Annotated in this window: 7 protein-coding genes; 5 read left to right on the plus strand and 2 right to left on the minus strand. The window is 62.2% G+C overall.

What is annotated here, in order from left to right; genetic code table 11:
* A complete protein-coding gene (locus tag IMCC21224_RS02295; RefSeq protein ID WP_047993973.1) occupies positions 1-1,131 on the minus strand; it encodes an ABC transporter permease in 1,131 nt (376 codons plus the stop codon).
* Positions 1,132-1,308: 177 nt separating this feature from the next.
* Between IMCC21224_RS02295 and IMCC21224_RS02300 the strand changes: the two genes are divergently transcribed.
* Entirely contained in the window at positions 1,309-3,720 is a 2,412-nt protein-coding gene (locus IMCC21224_RS02300) for a mechanosensitive ion channel domain-containing protein (RefSeq protein WP_082135110.1), read from the plus strand.
* Between the two features lie 130 nt (positions 3,721-3,850).
* Entirely contained in the window at positions 3,851-6,811 is a 2,961-nt protein-coding gene (locus IMCC21224_RS02305; protein ID WP_156178079.1) for a calcium-binding protein, read from the plus strand.
* Here IMCC21224_RS02305 and epsE read toward each other — a convergent pair.
* Complete coding sequence (gene epsE, locus IMCC21224_RS02310) at positions 6,789-8,045, minus strand: exopolysaccharide biosynthesis GT4 family glycosyltransferase EpsE (RefSeq protein ID WP_231581996.1); 1,257 nt, start codon at positions 8,043-8,045, stop codon at positions 6,789-6,791. The genes IMCC21224_RS02305 and epsE overlap by 23 nt on opposite strands.
* Before the next feature lie 180 nt (positions 8,046-8,225).
* On the opposite strand from epsE, the gene IMCC21224_RS02315 reads away from it, so the two are divergent.
* From IMCC21224_RS02315 to IMCC21224_RS02325, 3 genes are all read left to right on the plus strand, one after another.
* The gene (locus tag IMCC21224_RS02315; protein WP_047993974.1) at positions 8,226-9,056 is read left to right on the plus strand and encodes a glycosyltransferase; all 831 of its coding nucleotides are present in this window, start codon (positions 8,226-8,228) and stop codon (positions 9,054-9,056) included.
* Positions 9,053-10,420, plus strand: a complete 1,368-nt coding sequence (locus IMCC21224_RS02320) for an oligosaccharide flippase family protein (RefSeq protein ID WP_047993975.1) — start codon at positions 9,053-9,055, stop codon at positions 10,418-10,420. The genes IMCC21224_RS02315 and IMCC21224_RS02320 overlap by 4 nt, the downstream gene beginning before the upstream one ends.
* A gap of 183 nt (positions 10,421-10,603) precedes the next feature.
* Positions 10,604-17,074 carry a type I polyketide synthase gene (locus IMCC21224_RS02325; protein ID WP_047993976.1) on the plus strand — a complete coding sequence of 2,157 codons (6,471 nt, stop codon included), beginning with the start codon at positions 10,604-10,606 and terminating at the stop codon, positions 17,072-17,074.

The raw sequence follows: 17,074 nt of genomic DNA on the forward strand, positions 1-17,074 counted from the left end.
CTAGACCCCCAGCTGCGCGAAAAAGATCGAAAACACGGCGTCCGCGACGATCACGGTGAAAATCGCTGTCACCACGGCGTTTGATGTCATCCGCCCCAGCGATTCCGCGTTGCTGCCAACCTGCATGCCGGCGTGGCAGCCCACGACGCCGATAATGACAGCAAAGAATGGCGCCTTGACCATGCCGACGACGACATGGCCGATATCCGTCCCCTCAACCAACCGGGTGACGAACATCGCTGGCGAAATGCCGAGGTCGATCCAGGCCATCAGCCCGCCCCCGATCAGCCCCATCAGATTTGCGACCAGTCCCAGGATCGGCAGCATCAGCAGCAGCGCCAGAATCCGCGGCACAAACAGCACCATCGCGGGATCAAGGCCAAGGGTGCGCATGGCGTCGATCTCTTCGCGCATTTTCATCGACCCGATCGCGGCGGTAAAGGCAGACGCGGTGCGCCCGGCCACGATGATCGAGGTCAGCAAAATCCCCAATTCCCGCAGGATTGATACCGCAATCAGGTCGACGACAAAAACTTCGGCTCCGAACTGGCGCAACTGGGTTGACCCCTGAAAGGCCAGCACCACACCGATCAGGAACGACATCAGCGCGACGATCGGCACGGCGCGCACGCCAACCTCGTCGCAATGATGTACCAATGCGGTCAGTCGAAATTCGCGCGGGTGACGGATGGCGCGGGCGATCCGGGCGAGGAACAGCCCAAGATAGCCAGTGAGGTCGAGAACAAAATTCGCCCCCTCCATGACGCGTCGCCCCACCCCCTCGACCAGATCGGTCAGGCTGCGGCGCGGCGCGGTACGGGTTTCGGCCTCAGGCATTGTATCGCTGATCGTGACCAGCAAGCTTTCGACGCCGGGGCTTGCGCCTTTGATCGTCAGATTTTGTCCTGCTGCTTCAAGACGCTGGCGCAGACGTGTCAGCGCCCATGCGCCAGACGTATCGAGGTGGCTGACCTCACTCAGATCGACGGTGGCCGCCTGATCAGCGCTGATTGTATCCAGCGTTTGCACCAGGTTGGTCACATGCGCGATGGTGATCGCCCCGCGCAGGGTGACATGCGGGCCGTCCGCACCGGGCAGAACGTCGATCAGGGGAGGAGACTTGACGAGCATGTGCGGGCATGCACCCTTACCAGCGAACCATTCGGGCCGGGTTACCATGGCTTGCGCGGAATGATAAGGCGCGTTAACCGGCGCCGGTCCATTCTGGGCGACGACGAGCGGGGAACAGAACCCTAGCGCTATGCGTTGGACAAAAAGTGCGCGAACCAGCGCAAAAGTGAGGCATGTATGAGTTTTTATCCAGTCCGTATCAGCCAGTCCCTGTTTCTATCCCTATGCGGGGTGCTGATCGGCCTGATGCTTGCCTCACCAGTCGGGGCGCAATTTGTGCCGTCGGTTGGCACATCGGCGTCAGACTCCGCCACAACTGACGCACCCGCCGCAGATGATCCGCTGGCGCCGCTGCTGGACGTGCTCAGGGATGACGTGGCGCGCGCCAGGCTGATTGCCGAGCTGGAAAAGACCGTTCCTGCCGACGCCGACCCAACTGCCGAGTCGGCCGCCGCCGCCGAGGCTGCGCCTGCACAGCTGTCGTTTGGCGGGCGCGTCGCGCTATTGACGCAAGGTATTGTCGAAAGCACGGTGGCAGAAGCCACGCAGGTCATAGCCGCCTTTGGTCAGACTGGCAGTGTGTTCAGCGGGCTGCATGGCAATGAATTGCCGGTGTTGTTCGACGCGTTCAAATCGCTGCTTCTGGTGATTGCAATTACGGTGGCGGTGTTTCTGACCTTGCGGACCATGGCGATCCCGCTGTTCCGGTCATTGGGGCAGCGCGCCAGTGCGCGCGGGCTGTCGGCCAAAGTGGGGCTGTTCATTGCCTCTGTGCTGATCGACCTGATGATCGTGCTGGTGGCCTGGGCGATTGGCTATGGTGTGACCACTTTTGCGCTGGGCGAATTTGGCCAGATCGACCTGCGTCAGACGCTCTATCTGAATGCGTTTGTGCTGGTCGAAGCGATCAAGGTGGCGGTGCGAGCAGTGCTGTCACCCTCAGCCGGAGGGCTGCGGATTCTGCCCATAGGCAACCGTGCCGCCAAATCGCTGAACCGGGCGACAAATATCGTCGTCAGCGTGCTGGGCTATGGTCAACTGCTGATCGTGCCCATCGTCAACCAAAACGCGTCCTTTGCCGCTGGTCTGGGTGTTTCGGCGCTGCTGTCGGTGCTGGTGCTGCTCTATCTCATTGTTTTGGTGCTGCAGCAGCGCAAGGCAGTGACGGCATGGCTAACCGACCGCTTTGCCGATCCGGTGCTGGTCGCAGATGCAGATGGGCAACTAAGCGAAGCTGACCCCGACGCGCCACCGCCGAACCGCAAGCTGCATGGCTTTGTTGGCGGGATCATGATGCACTGGCACTGGCTGGCGCTGGTCTATCTGGCCTTTATGTTCATCGCGGTGATGAGCCAGCCGACCGAAGTTGTCTTTGGCTACCTTGCCGCGTCAGGCAAGATATTGCTGGCAGTGCTGATCGCTTCGCTGATCACCGGGGCCTTGTCGTCGTCAATGAGAAACGGCGTCGTCCTGCCAGACGATGTGATGCAGCGCCTGCCGCTGTTGCAACCGCGCCTGAACCGGATCGTACCCAAGATCCTGTTGGTTGTTCGGATGTTTGTGGCGCTGCTAGTGGTGCTGTTTGCCTTTGACACGCTGGGTCTGATTGGTCTGCGCGGCTGGATGGAAAGCCAGTTCGGTCAGAATTTGACCGGCGCTATCGTATCGGTGTTTCTGACGCTTCTGGTCGCCTATGGCATATGGATTGCCATGATCTCGTGGGTGGATTACCGGCTGAACCCCGATTACGGCAAAGTGCCAACCGCCCGCGAAACCACGCTTTTGTCGTTGCTGCGCAATGCTGCCACCATTGCGCTGATTGTCCTGACGCTGATGTTCGTGCTGAGCGAGATCGGTTTGAATATCGGGCCGCTGCTGGCGTCGGCGGGGGTGCTGGGTCTGGCGATTGGCTTTGGCGCGCAAAAGATGGTGCAGGACATCATCACAGGCGTGTTTATCCAGTTTGAAAATGCCATCAATGTCGGGGATGTGATCACCGTGGGGGGCATCACTGGCGGCGTTGAAAAGCTGACGGTGCGGTCCGTGTCCCTGCGCGATGTGAACGGTGTGTTTCATATCATTCCGTTTTCGTCAGTGGACATGGTGTCGAACTTTACCCGCGAGTTTTCGTATTTTGTCTGCGACATGGGGGTCGCCTACCGCGAGAATGTCGATGAAGTGAAAGAGGCAATGCATCAAGGCTTTGACGAGCTGCGCGCGATCCCTGAACAGGGCGCTGTGATCCTCGGCGATATGGAATGGTTCGGCCTCAATTCCTTTGGTGACAGCGCCGTGGTGCTGCGGTCAAGGATCAAGACGCTGCCGGGCAAGCAATGGGGTCTGGGTCGCGCCTATAACGAGATCCTCAAGCGTATCTTTGATGAACGTGGCATCGAAATTCCATTCCCGCACCAGACCATCTTTTTCGGAGAGGCCAAGGACGGAACGACGCAGCCGATCACCATCACGCAGCAAACCCCTCCGCGCGTCGAGAAAGAGCCAGAGCAACCTGTCACCCCACCGCGAACCGATCACGACGAGGGCAAGATTGACCTATCGACCACGGATGCGCCAGAGGACGACGATTAGGCCCCCAGCGGTGACATTTGGGATAAACGTCCCAAAATGTCGCTGAAATGGCCGAACTGACGGCAGGATCATTGAGCGATGGCGCCAGGGTCCCATATGATCTGAAAGATCATTGTTCGGGAACAGTATTATGGTGAGCATGTTGCGTCTGACTCTGGCTGTGTTTTTTGGCTTGCTCGCGTGTCAGCCCGCCTGGGCGCAAGGGCGCGATGGTGCCCGCGTCTATGCGTTTGGTAATTCGCTGATGCATCATCTGGGGGATCTGCCTGATAGCAACGTGCCGCATTGGCTGAATGCCTTGGCGCAGGCGGACGGGCGTGCCTTTGCGCTGGACGGGCAATGGGGGTTTCTGCGGGATTTCGCATCCGGGTTGCCACCCACGGCGAATTGGGGGTTTCCGGAGGTGCAGGGGGCATGGAACCCCGACCGTGGGCCGTTCGGCGGTGCGGGATTTGACACCGTCCTGATCAATCCAGCCAATTTTATCCAGTATCAGCCGCCTGATGCGCCCTATGACGGTGACAATCGGGACCGGGCCAGCCCGCTGTCCGCCACGCTGGAGGTGTTCGACTGGGTGTCAACCGAGGCGCCCGAGGTACGTTTCCTGATCTACGAAGGCTGGGCCGAGATGGCGACGCAGGTCAGCTATCCGCCGAACAGCCGTGGATTGCGCCGCTATCAGGATTTCAACCGGGCAGCGTATCACGATTGGTACGTGGACTATGTCGATGCGCTGCGCGCGGCACTGCCTGATCGGGATGTCCGGCTGATCCCGGTGGCGTCGGTTCTGGCCGAGGTTCTGAGCACAGAGCCGCTGATTATTCTGCCCGCGCAGGCACTTTATGTCGATGATGCGCCACATGGCACGCCAACGCTGTATTTCCTTGCGGCGATGGTGACTTATGCGGCTATCTATGACGCGCCCCCGCCCGCAGATTTTGACGTGCCCGAGGGGATTGATCCGGCTGTCCGCGCGGCGTATCCGCAACTGCGTCAACTGATCTGGCAATCCGTTTCAGATGATGAGCGGCAGTCCCGCCAGGTGACTGGGGGCGATACAATCGTGGCCGACGCGGCACCACAACCACCCACCGGCAAAGCGGATACGGATGCCGCAGATGCGCCGGATATGACCGAAGACCAGCTCGTTCCGGGTGCGATACCAGCGTTGGCCATGGGGTTGAATGGCATTTCCGACTGGTCAACTCAGCACCCCTTTGTCGACGTGATGAAGACGGCGCGGACATGGACGGGTCACAAACCCGGCCAATGGGGCGGCATGGACGAAGCGGCGTTGCGGAACGGTGGTTATCTCGATCTCGATGGGTGGCCGCTGGATATCCCGCCGGGCATCGAACGGATCGAGACCGTGATCCTGACCGATCAGCCCCCAGGTGCGACCCATTTGTCGGGCACCTATGTCCTGACCTATCAGGGGCGGGCTGACATCACCCTGACCGGGCGCGCGGACAGGATCAGCGCGCAGCCGGGCAAAATCACGTTTCAATATACGCCGGGCGAGGGGCTTGTCGGTATTTCGCTGTCGGGCATCGACGCGCGTGATCCGATCCACGACATGCATGTTGTGCGGGCCGACCACCTGCCGCTCTACGAGGCGGGGGTGCTGTTCAATCCCGACTGGATCGCGCGGGTACAGGATTTGCGCGCTGTGCGGTTCATGGACTGGATGTTCACCAACGGTTCTTCGATTGCGACATGGGATGATCGCCCGCGCCTGACGGATTACAGCTGGACCTCGCGCGGGGTGCCCATCGAGGTGATGGTGGCGCTGGCCAATCAGATCGGCGTCGATCCGTGGTTCAGCATGCCGCATCTGGCGGACGATGGCTATGTTCGCAGCTTTGCCCAACAGGTGCATGACACGCTTGATCCGCGACTTATGGCATATGTCGAATATTCCAACGAGGTCTGGAATTATATCTTTCCGCAGGCGCATTGGGCCAGCGCGCAGGCAACTGCGCTCTGGGGCGAGAGCGAAACCGGCTGGATGCAGTTTTACGGGCTGCGCGCGGCGCAGGTGATGGATCTGTGGTCCGAAGTGTTTGCGGCGGACGCGTCGGCGCGATTGATGCGGATCATGTCGACCCACACCGGCTGGCCGGGCCTCGAAGAGGCCGTGCTGCGCGGTCCACTTGCCGCCGAGACACTCGGTCAACCGCCGCAGGACAGTTTTGATGCCTACGCTGTCAGCGGCTATTTCGGTTACGAGATCGGCATCGATGAGGGAGTTCCGCAGGTGCGGGGTTGGCTGGACGCCTCTGAGGGCGCGGCAAGGAAGGCGGGCGAGGCGCTGGGACTGACCCGCGTCGCGCTGCGCGAATATATTCTTGCGCATCGGTTTGATCTGGCAACCGCGCCCGTGGCGGGGGCCTTGCGCGACGGGTCCGTGGCTGAAATGGTTGGGCAGGTCTGGCCATATCACGCCCGCGCCGCGCAACAGGTCGGCCTGGATCTGATCATGTACGAAGGTGGCACCCATGTGAGCGCCGCAGGCGAGGCCGTCAACGATGACCGCCTGACCGCATTTTTCGAGATGTTCAATTACAGCCCCCAGATGACCGGGCTGTACGATGTGCTGCTGGCGGGATGGACGGCGGCAGGCGGGCAGATGTTCAACGCCTTTGTCGACGTTGCCCCGCCCAGTAAATGGGGCAGCTGGGGCGCGTTGCGGCACCTGAACGACAAAAATCCGCGTTGGGATGCGCTGATGCGGTACAATGCGCGCGGGGCCGGGGATCAATCCGGGCGCGCACCTGCCGCCTTTTCAAACGGAGTGCTGCTGCAGGCCGACAGCAGCGGTGCGATACTGACCGGCACCCCGCAGGCGGATATCCTGCTGGGTGGTCCGGGTGACGATGTGCTGATCTCGGCAGGTGGTGCCGACCATTTGCACGGCGGCGCGGGGCAGGACCGGGCTGTGCTGCCCGGTCAGCCAGACGATTACGCGTTCGAATTTCTGGACACTGCGCTGATGGCAACCGGCCCGGCGGGGCCGGTGATGTTAGCCGGGATCGAGGTGGTCGGATTTGACGCCTCGGACAGTGAGATCACGATGCCTGACGGCCCGTAACAATCGGGTCCGGCGACGGCGCGGCAGAAACCCGCGCCGCTTCGATTTCGGACACCAGCGTTTCTGCCCCCAGCGCAGACCGGAAATGTGCCACCACATGTGCGCGCCCGGCGGCGGCCAGCTGTACGGCAAGATCGCTGTCATGCACCAGATCGCGGATGGCATGGGCCAGCGTTTGCGGGTCTTTCGGGGGGACAAGTCGCCCGGTACGACCGTCGGTGATCAGCTCGCGTACACCACCGGCGTCGGTGCCGATGGTGGGCACACCACAGGCCATCGCCTCCATATACGCGACGCCCAGCGGCTCGTGCCAGCTGGCCAGCACAAAGACGTGGGCGTTCAGCAGCTTTTGCCGTACCGCGCTGGCGTCAATTGCGCCCAGCAGTTTGACGTGGTCGCGCAGATGCAGACGTTTCAGTTCCGCCTCCAGAACCTTGCGATATCCGGCGCCGCCGGCATCGTCCTCGCCCGCGATCTCAAGGCGCACATCGACGCCCTGATCCAGCAGCAACCGGACGGCGGTCATCAGATCCTGATGCCCCTTGACCACATTCAGCCGCGCGCAAGAGAATAGCCGCATCGGAGTGCCGTGGGGCGCAGGCTGGTAGGGCGTGTCACGGTGCAGAATGTCGGTGTCGACCCCCATGGGCCGGATCACGATGCGCTCGGGCAGAAAGCCCGCCAGTTCTTCACGGACCTCTGCCTCAAGCTTGCGGGTGATGATGGTGGCAAAGGCGGCGTCGGCCCATTTGAAACGCTGCCCCGGCCCATAATCCGACAGCGGCCCGTGCAGGGTCAGCGAATAGGGTGGGCCGCCCATCTTGTGCGCGAGCGCTGCGATCAGCGCCGCGCGGCCACAGGAATGCACATGGATATGGTCAAGCTGTTCGGCGTGGGCATGGCGCACAAGCTGCTCTGCCGCCGAAAGTGTCAGCACGATATCCCGCGCGAAACCCGCGCCGTGTTGCGCCATCCACAGTGGCAATCCGCGCGGCAGCAGACGGCCCGCAGCAGTCAGCGCCAGCAGCGGTTGTACCATGCCCAGATAAGTGGTGCGGGCCATCGCCTCTTGCGACCAGTCGTGCGCAATCAGCCCCGGCGGCGGCACGCGCGTCGAGATCAGGTCGATATGATGCCCCATCTGTTCGAGCGCGAGAACCTCGCGCCAGAAAAAGATATGGGTCTGCCCCGGAAATTGGGGCACAAGATATCCGATCCGCAAATTCTGCGACACACCACCGGCCTTTGATTGTCGAACGCACCGTCTGACGCGGTGCTACGGATTATTTTTAGACGAATTCATTCTTTGGCCATAGTTTGGTGGCAACCGGGACACCAAGTCTGGTGTTGAATTTCGCAATGTGTGGCTGCTTTGGTACGATTTATAGCGGAAAGCGGGGCTGGCGCGGCATGTGTGCTTAGCGTTCTTATCCCCGCCAGCAATGAATCCGCGCTGATTGGCGGATGCCTTGATGCTGTACTGGCGTCCGTCTGGACACGTCCGGGGGCGGTGCAGGTGTTGGTCATTGCCAATGGCTGCGGCGACGACACCGCCGACGTCGCGTGCCACAGGCTGGATGCCTTTGCCGCGCGGGGCTGGCGGTTGGACGTGATCGAGCGGGCAGCGGGCGGCAAGTTGGCCGCGCTGAACGCCGGTGATTTGGCCGCCGAGGCAGAGAGCCGGGTCTATCTCGACGCTGATGTGACAGTCAGCCCTGAGCTGATGATGCAGCTATACGATGTGCTGGATGTGGAATCGCCGCGCTATGCCAGCGGACGGTTGCGCATCACAGTGCCCGACAATTGGGTCAGCCGGGCCTACGCGAGGATTTACCGGCAGGTGCCCTTTATGACGCACGGAGTTCCGGGATGCGGGCTGTTTGCTGTGAACGCAGTGGGGCGGGCACGTTGGGGGGATTTTCCAGATATCATTTCGGACGATACCTATGTGCGGCTGAACTTTGCACCAAGGGAACGCGTGGCGGTTGATGCCGCGTACGACTGGCCGGTGGTCAAGGGGCTGCGCAACCTGATACGTGTGCGGCGGCGGCAGGATATCGGGGTAACGGAATTGCGCGAACACTATCCTGACCTCATGCGCAACGAAGGCAAGCCGCCGTTTCCGACGACCCGCAAACTGGCCATGGCGCTGCGTGATCCGCTGGGGTTTGCGGTCTATTGTGGGGTTGCGCTGGCGGTGCGGCTGACGCCGGGCATCGCGGCGGGTTGGAGCAGGGGGCGATGATCCTCGCCCTCCCTCATCGGTTGCAAGGCGCGTCGCTAACTGCGCGGGCGCTGCGATCCGCGTTGCTGACGATGGGTGGTTTTGGGTTCAGCCAGATCGTCCGGTTGGCGTCGAACCTGCTGCTGACCCGGCTGCTGTTCCCCGAAGCGTTCGGCATGATGGCGCTGGTGCTGGTGTTCCTTCAGGGGCTAGCGATGTTTTCCGACGTCGGCGTCGCCCCCGCGATCCTGCAAAGCAAGCGCGGCGACGATCCCGATTTCCTGAATACGGCCTGGAGCATTCAGGTGATGCGTGGCCTTGGCCTGTGGCTGGCGGCTTGTCTCTGCGCCTGGCCAATGGCGGCGTTTTATGGCGAACCGCAGTTGCTGCATCTTTTGCCGGTGGCCAGCCTGACGCTGGTGATCGCCGGGTTCAATCCAACACGTCTGGACACGGCGAACCGGCATCTGATGTTGGGCCGGGTCACGGTGCTGGATGTGTTCGTCCAGCTGTCGGGAATCCTCAGCGCGGTGCTGATTGCCTGGGTCACTGGGTCCGTCTGGGCGCTGGTCATCAGCGGCATTGTTAGCGGGTTGATGCAACTGACGCTTTATACCCGATTCCTGCCGGGTCAGCACAACCGCTTTCGCTGGGAACCAGAGGCCGCGTCAGAGCTGATCAATTTCGGCAAATGGATCTTTTTGTCGACGGTTTGCGGGTTCCTGTTCAGTCAGGGCGACAAGATTATCATCGGGAAATACCTTCCGCTTGACCTGTTCGGGGTCTACAATATCGGCTTTTTCCTAGCATCTTTTCCTATGCTTCTGGGCGGCATGGTCACCCGCAAGGTGCTGATCCCGATCTACCGTGAATGCCCACCGACCGATAGCCGCGCCAATTTCCTGCGGCTGCGCAAGATGCGCTGTCTGGTGACGGGATCGCTGCTGATCCTTGTGGGCATCTTTGCGGCGCTGGGCGTCTGGCTGGTCAATCTGATGTATGATCCACGGTATGCGGCGGCCGGGGCGATTGTGGTGCTGATCGGCTGTATGCAAATCCCGCAAATCATCGTGCTGACCTATGATCAGGCGGCGCTGGCGGCGGGCGATTCCAGACGGTTTTTTGTTCTGGCTGTGGCGCGGGCTGTGTTCATGGTGGGCTGTCTGCTGCTGGGGCTGGAACTGGCAGGTCTGATTGGCGCGTTGCTGGCGCAGGGGGTGGCGATCCTGCTGGCCTATCCAGTTGTGGTGTGGCTGTCGCGGAGGATGGGGGCGTGGGACGGGCTGCATGACGCTGGCTTTGCCCTTGTCGGGGCGGCAATTGCGGCCATGGCGCTGTGGCTGAACTGGGGTGCAATTGTGGCGCTGGCCGGGGCCGGGACCTGAGTCACGGCGCTACAGCCGGGGATAATAATTCCGATATGCCGTATTGTTTCCAGATGTGTGGCTGATCGGGGCAGGGTGTCAACAAAATGTGGCAAATGCCGGGGTGATATCTAGAATTTGCCACATTTTCTCCCCATTTCAACCGTATCCCGAACTGGGGCGTGACGGCAAGATTGTGCGATTATGAATAGTCAGAATCACTTATCCAGCGACAGCGATATTGCGATTGTCGGTATGGCGGCCCACCTTCCGGGGGCCGGTACAATTGCAGAATATTGGCGCAACTTGCGCGATGGTGTATCGTCGATCCGCCATCTGTCCGAAGATGCGCTGCGTGACGCAGGCGAAACCCCCGGCCTGATCCGGCACAAGAATTATGTGCCTTACGCCGCGCCGCTCGATGGGTTCGAAATGTTCGACGCGGATTTCTTTGGGTTCAGCCCCAAAGAGGCGGCGATCATGGATCCGCAGCACCGGCAATTCCTTGAGACCGCTTGGGAGGCGTTCGAGAGCGCGGGCCACGTACCTGAGGGTTTCGATGGCCAGATCGGTGTTTACGCGGGCTGCGGCATGGGCAGCTATTTCTATTTCAACGTCTGCTCGAATCCGGATCTGGTCGCGAACACCGGCATGTTCCTGTTGCGCCACACCGGCAACGACAAAGATTTCATGACGACGCGGGCAAGCCATGTATTCGATCTGACGGGGCCGTCGATCAACCTGCAAACCGCGTGTTCGACCTCACTCGTGGCGACGCATTATGCCTGTCAGGCGTTGCTGAATGGCGAATGCGATATGGCGCTGGCAGGCGGTGCCACGATCGAGTTGCCACAGGGACGCGGCTATCTGTTCAAAGAGAATGAGATTCTGTCGCCGGATGGTCAGTGCCATGCCTTTGATCATCGGGCGCAGGGAACAGTATTCGGGTCAGGCGCGGGTGTCGTTGTGCTGCGACGGCTGGCAGATGCTGTGGCGGATGGCGACCATATCTGGGCGGTGATCAAAGGCTCGGCTGTCAACAACGACGGTGCGGCCAAGGCGGGCTATCTCGCTCCTTCGGTTGACGGTCAGGCACAGGCCATTGCCGAGGCGCAGGCGGTTGCCGGCATCACGGCGGACACGGTCGGCTATGTGGAATGCCACGGCACCGGAACCTATCTGGGCGACCCTATCGAAGTCGCCGCGCTGACACAGGCGTTTTCGCAAACCACTGACGCGAGGGGATTTTGTCGCATCGGATCGGTCAAGACCAATATCGGCCACCTCGATACGGCGGCGGGTGTGGCGTCGCTGATCAAGGCCGGGCTGGCGCTGCACAACCGGCAGATGCCGCCCAGCCTTGGGTATGAGGCAACAAATCCGGCGATTGATTTCGAGGCGTCACCGTTTCGCGTCAACGACCGGCTCACCGACTGGCCAGCGGGGGCATCGCCGCGCCGGGCCGGGGTGAATTCGCTGGGTGTCGGCGGCACCAACGCGCATGTGGTATTGGAAGAGGCGCCCGAACGCGCAGTGTCCGACGATAGTGACTGGCCGTTCCAGATCCTTACCCTGTCGGGGCGCAGTAAGGCGGCGCTGGACGACAACGCCAAACGTCTGGCCGCACATCTGCGCGCCAATCCGCAGCAATCGCTGGCCGACGTTGCCTTTACCCTGCGCCATGGCCGTCAGGCGTTTGAAAAGCGCCGGGTGATTGTCGCCGAGACGTCTGGGGAGGCGGCGAAGCTGTTGGAGGAGGACACGCCGCGCCGGGTGCATTCCCACACCGCCTTGCATGCGCCCGATGTGGCATTTTTGTTCCCCGGCGGCGGTGCGCAATATGCCGGAATGGCGCGCGACTTGTACGAGACCGAGCCGGTCTTTGCCGAATGGATGGATCGCGGACTAGAGGTTCTGGCCACGATCGAGGATCGCGATATTCGGGCGCTGTGGCTGCCGGATGACGCCAACCGGGCGCAGGCCGACGCGGCGCTGACCCGGCCTTCGCTGCAACTGCCGCTGATCATGATCAGCGAATATGCGTTGGCGCAATTGTGGATCAGTTGGGGCGTGACGCCGACGGTGCTGTCCGGGCACAGCATGGGCGAAAACACCGCCGCCTGTGTCGCCGGCGTGATGTCGTTCGAAGATTGTATCGGGCTGGTGCATCTGCGCGGACGGCTGTTTGACACGGTTCCTCAGGGGGGGATGCTGTCGGTCAGCCTGTCAGCGGACCGGTTGCAGCCGCTGCTGGGCGACGCGCTCGACCTCGGGGCGGTGAATGCCCCGGAACTTAGCGTTGCCTCGGGGCCGCAGGTCGCTCTGGATCAGCTTGAGGCGCAGCTCAGGGCGCTGGATATTGATTGTCGGCGCATTCCCATCGACGTCGCTGCGCATTCGCGGATGTTAGAGCCGATCCTTAACGATTTCCGTAGCTATCTACGGGCCATCGACCTGAACCCGCCGCAGATTCCTCTGACCTCGAACCGCACTGGCGCGATGATGACCGACGCGCAGGCGACGGACCCGGAGTATTGGGTCGATCATCTGCGCGGCACCGTGCATTTCGCAGATTGTATTGGCACGCTGGCACAGGACAACCGCATTTTCCTTGAGGTCGGACCAGGCAAGGCGCTGTCGGCGCTGGCGCGTCAGCATGGCGCGGTGCCAGGACAGCAGGTGCTGTCGTCGCTGCGTCACCCCGACGAGGATGTCGCCGACGATAAATATCACCTTGAAACGCTGGGTCGCCTTTGGGCGTTGGGTGCAGAGTTCGATTGGGATCAGATCTGGGGTGACGCGCGGCGCAACCGGGTGCCGCTGCCGACCTATGCCTTTCAGCGCGCGCCGTATTTTATTGCCCCCGGCACTGCGCAGCAGGATGGCGCATCGCATTATCTGATGCGCAGCGATGATGTTGCCGGATGGGGCTGGGCCCCGGTCTGGCGGCCCCGCTCGGCGGAACCCGAGGTTGATGTCGCTGAGGGATTGGATGAGGGCGAACCGCAGACCTGGCTCATGTTCATGGACGACGCCGGGCTGGCGCAGAGCTGCGCCAAACGGTTGCGCGGTGCCGGTCATACGGTTGTTGAATTGCGCGCGGGCGACACCTTTTCGCGGGTGTCGGAAGAAAGCTATGTTCTGGCGCCCGAACGTGGCCGCGAAGGCTATGATCTGCTGGTGCAGGATATGCTGTCGCGCGGTCAGGTGCCCAGTCGGATCGCGCATTTCTGGATGGTCACGGCCGATGAAACCCACCGCCCGGGGTCAAGCTTTTTCCACCGCCTTCAGGAGCAGGGATTTTACGCGCTGCTGTTCCTTGCTCAGGTGATGGCCGAGGAAAATCTGCCGCGCCCGCTGCACATCCACATTGTGACCAATGGCGCTGCTCAGGTCCGCGACGAACCACTGCTGTGGCCCGCCAAGTCAACCATCGCGGGCCCCGCACGGGTGATTTCGCGCGAATTGCCCGGGGTCACGGTGTCGACGCTGGATATCAGCCTGCCGGTGCCGCCGTCCGCCGCGTTGTGGCGGCGCGGTACTGTGCAGGCGCAATTCAGGGCGACGCAGGATGCGCTGACCCTGCGCCTGCTCGAAGAGCTGATGTCACCCCCCGCAAACCGGATCGTCGCCCTGCGCGCTGATCGGCGGTTTGAATGTGCGCAACGCCCCGTGCCGCTGAGCGATCCGGCCCGTCCGGTGGCGCGCGACGGCACCTATCTGATCACCGGCGGGTTTGGCGGAATCGGTCTGTCTCTGGCGCGGGATTTTGCGGCACAGGGCGCGAATCTGATTCTTGTGGCGCGGGGCGATTTACCGGCCCGCAAGGATTGGCCGGACTATCTCGCCCGGCACGCGCCGCAGGACCGTATCGCCGCCCGCATTCGCGCGGTGCAGGATTTGGAGCAGGCCGGCGGCCACGTGATGATCGCCGCCGCCGATGTCTGCAACCTGACGCAGATGCGCGGTGTGGTTGATGCCGCTATCGACCGTTTCGGCGTGATCACTGGCGTGATCCACGCCGCGGGTGTCATCGCCGATGCGCCGCTGCAAACCAAATCCCCGGCATCGATCGAGGATGTGTTCACGCCCAAGATCCACGGGACCCAGGTGCTCGACCAGCTGTTCCCTGACGGGACGCTGGAATGGATGGTGCTGTTTGCCTCATCCTCGACCGTTACGGCACCAGCGGGGCAGGTCGACTATGTGGCTGCCAACGAATATCTCAACGCCTACGCCCGGTCGCGCCGGGGTGGGCAGACCCGCGTGGTCGCTATCAACTGGGGCATCTGGAACGAAGTCGGCATGGCCGCCGAGGCAGTTGCCGCCCGCAATGGCGACGTACCGCAGGCGCCGATCGCAGAGGCGGGTGTGCCGATGTTGGACAAGGCGACGTTTGACGCTGCGGGCAACCGGCTTTTTACCGCGCGTTACGACGCCAGCGACTGGTTCATTGGCGAACATCGCACGGCGTCAGGTGATGCGCTGCTGCCCGGCACCGGATATCTGACTTTGGCGGCCCATGCGCTAAGGGCGCAGGCCGAGACGGGGCCGTTTGAGATCCGCGACCTGACATTCTTGCGGCCTCTGTACGTCCCCGAAGGCGGCGCGCGCGACATCCGTCTGCGGTTGAAACGGGGCGAGGCGGGCTATGGTTTGGATGTGCTGGGCGATGTGACCCTGAACGGCAGATCCGGCCATGCGCTGACCGCGCAGGGGCGCCTTGTTCTGGTGCCGATGGCACAGCCGCGCGCGCTGGATCTGACGGAGGTCCGGCGGCGCTGTGGTGCGGCGCAAAACGCGGCGGACGGAGGCAAACTGCGCACGGCGCAAGAGGTGCATCTGGCCTTTGGCCCGCGCTGGAGGGTGCTGGACACCCGCGCGCTGGGCGACGACGAGGGGATCGCCGATCTGTCGCTGCCGCTTGCCGCGCAGGACGACACCGGGTTCGTGCTGCATCCCGCGCTTTTGGATATAGCGACCGGTTGGGCGATGGATCTGATTGACGGCTATCGCCCGGACCATTTGTGGGTGCCGGTGTCCTATGCCCGTGTCCGGGTCCACCATCCCCTGCCTGCGCGCATCGTGAGTTGGGTGCGCAATGCCGGCGACAATCAGGGTTCCGGTGAAACAGCGAGCTTTGATGTGACGCTGTGTGCGCCAGACGGTACGGTCTGTGTCGAAATCGACGGCTTTTCGATCCGGCGGCTAGAGGACGCGCATGTGTTGTCAGCCGCGCCGCGACTGACCAAAGCCGAGGTTGAGTTCGACGTCCCCCAAGATGGCGTCAGCCAGCCACTGTCCCCGGCCGAAGAGCGCCTGCACCATAACCTGTCGCAAGGCATCCTGCCCGCCGAAGGGGTCGCGGCGTTCCACCGCGCGCTGGGTTTGGGCCTGCCGCAGGTGGCGGTGTCTTCGATGAACCTTGATGCGTTGACTGCGCAGACAGCGGCCAGCACGGCCAAGGTGTCAGACGGCCAGACATTTGACCGCCCTCAGCTTGACGGTGACTATGTTGCGCCCGAAACGGATATCGAACGCACACTCGCCGGGTTTTGGCAGGATCTTCTGGGCGTGTCCGCGCCCGGAGTCGAGGACAGTTTTTTTGATCTGGGTGGGCATTCCCTGATTGCCGTGCGCCTGTTTTCTATGGTGAAAAAGGCCTACCGGATCGAATTCCCGATCTCGGTCCTGTTCGAGGCGCCGACAATCCGTAAATGTGCCGCGCTGATCGCCGAACAAACCGGCCTGAATGACGCCACCACAAGCGACGCGCCGACCCGGTCGCGCGGACCCGAACGGCGGTTCAAACATCTGGTCGCCATGCACGATGGCGAGGGGGGGCCGCGTACCCCGTTTTTCCTGGTGGCCGGCATGTTCGGCAACGTGTTGAACCTGCGCCATCTGGCACATCTTTTGGGGGCAGACCGACCGTTTTATGGATTGCAGGCGCGCGGCCTTTACGGCGACGAGTCGCCGCATGATGATCTGCCCCAGATGGCGCGCGACTACATCGCCGAGATGAAGCAGGTTCAACCGCAGGGGCCTTATCTGCTGGGTGGCTTTTCGGGTGGTGGGATTACCGCCTATGAGATCGCGCAGCAATTGCGCGCGATGGGGGACGAGGTGGCGATGATTGTGCTGCTTGATACGCCGCTGCCGCAACGCCGGCCCCTGACGCGCCGCGACCGTCTGCTGATTCAAGTGCACGAGGTGCGGCGCAAGGGATTGCGGTATCCGCTGATCTGGGCGCGCAATCGTATCGCCTGGGAAATCGCCAAGCGGCGTGGCGGGGTCGAACCCACTGTAACCGAAGCTGCGTTCCACAATGCCGAGATCGAGGCCGCGTTCCTGCGCGCCGTCGACGCCTATCGGATGCGACCCTGGGATGCGCCGATTGCGCTGTTCCGGCCACCGCAGCATGGCCGTTGGACGGTGTCGGGCGGCCAAATGGTCGACAGCCAGCGGGCTTATGTCTTTCCGGACAATGACTGGGGGCAATACACACCGCAGATCGCGGTGTTCGAGGTGCCGGGCGATCACGATTCCATGGTGCTTGAGCCGAATGTTCGCGTCCTTGCGGGGTTGATGAAGACCGCTATCGTGCAGGCCGAGGCATCCGCGCATGAGCACGGGACTGTTGTTCCCTTTCCCTTAACGCAAGCGGCGGAATAG

The sequence above is a fragment of the Puniceibacterium sp. IMCC21224 genome (assembly GCF_001038505.1).
Lineage (GTDB): Bacteria > Pseudomonadota > Alphaproteobacteria > Rhodobacterales > Rhodobacteraceae > Puniceibacterium.

Excerpts from the sequence above, each read along its gene's own strand:
- IMCC21224_RS02295 (WP_047993973.1), bottom strand. The coding sequence starts at position 1,131 with ATGCTCGTCAAGTCTCCTCCCCTGATCGACGTTCTGCCCGGTGCGGAC.
- IMCC21224_RS02300 (WP_082135110.1), top strand. The coding sequence starts at position 1,309 with ATGAGTTTTTATCCAGTCCGTATCAGCCAGTCCCTGTTTCTATCCCTA.
- IMCC21224_RS02305 (WP_156178079.1), top strand. The coding sequence starts at position 3,851 with ATGGTGAGCATGTTGCGTCTGACTCTGGCTGTGTTTTTTGGCTTGCTC.
- IMCC21224_RS02320 (WP_047993975.1), top strand. The coding sequence starts at position 9,053 with ATGATCCTCGCCCTCCCTCATCGGTTGCAAGGCGCGTCGCTAACTGCG.
- IMCC21224_RS02325 (WP_047993976.1), top strand. The coding sequence starts at position 10,604 with ATGAATAGTCAGAATCACTTATCCAGCGACAGCGATATTGCGATTGTC.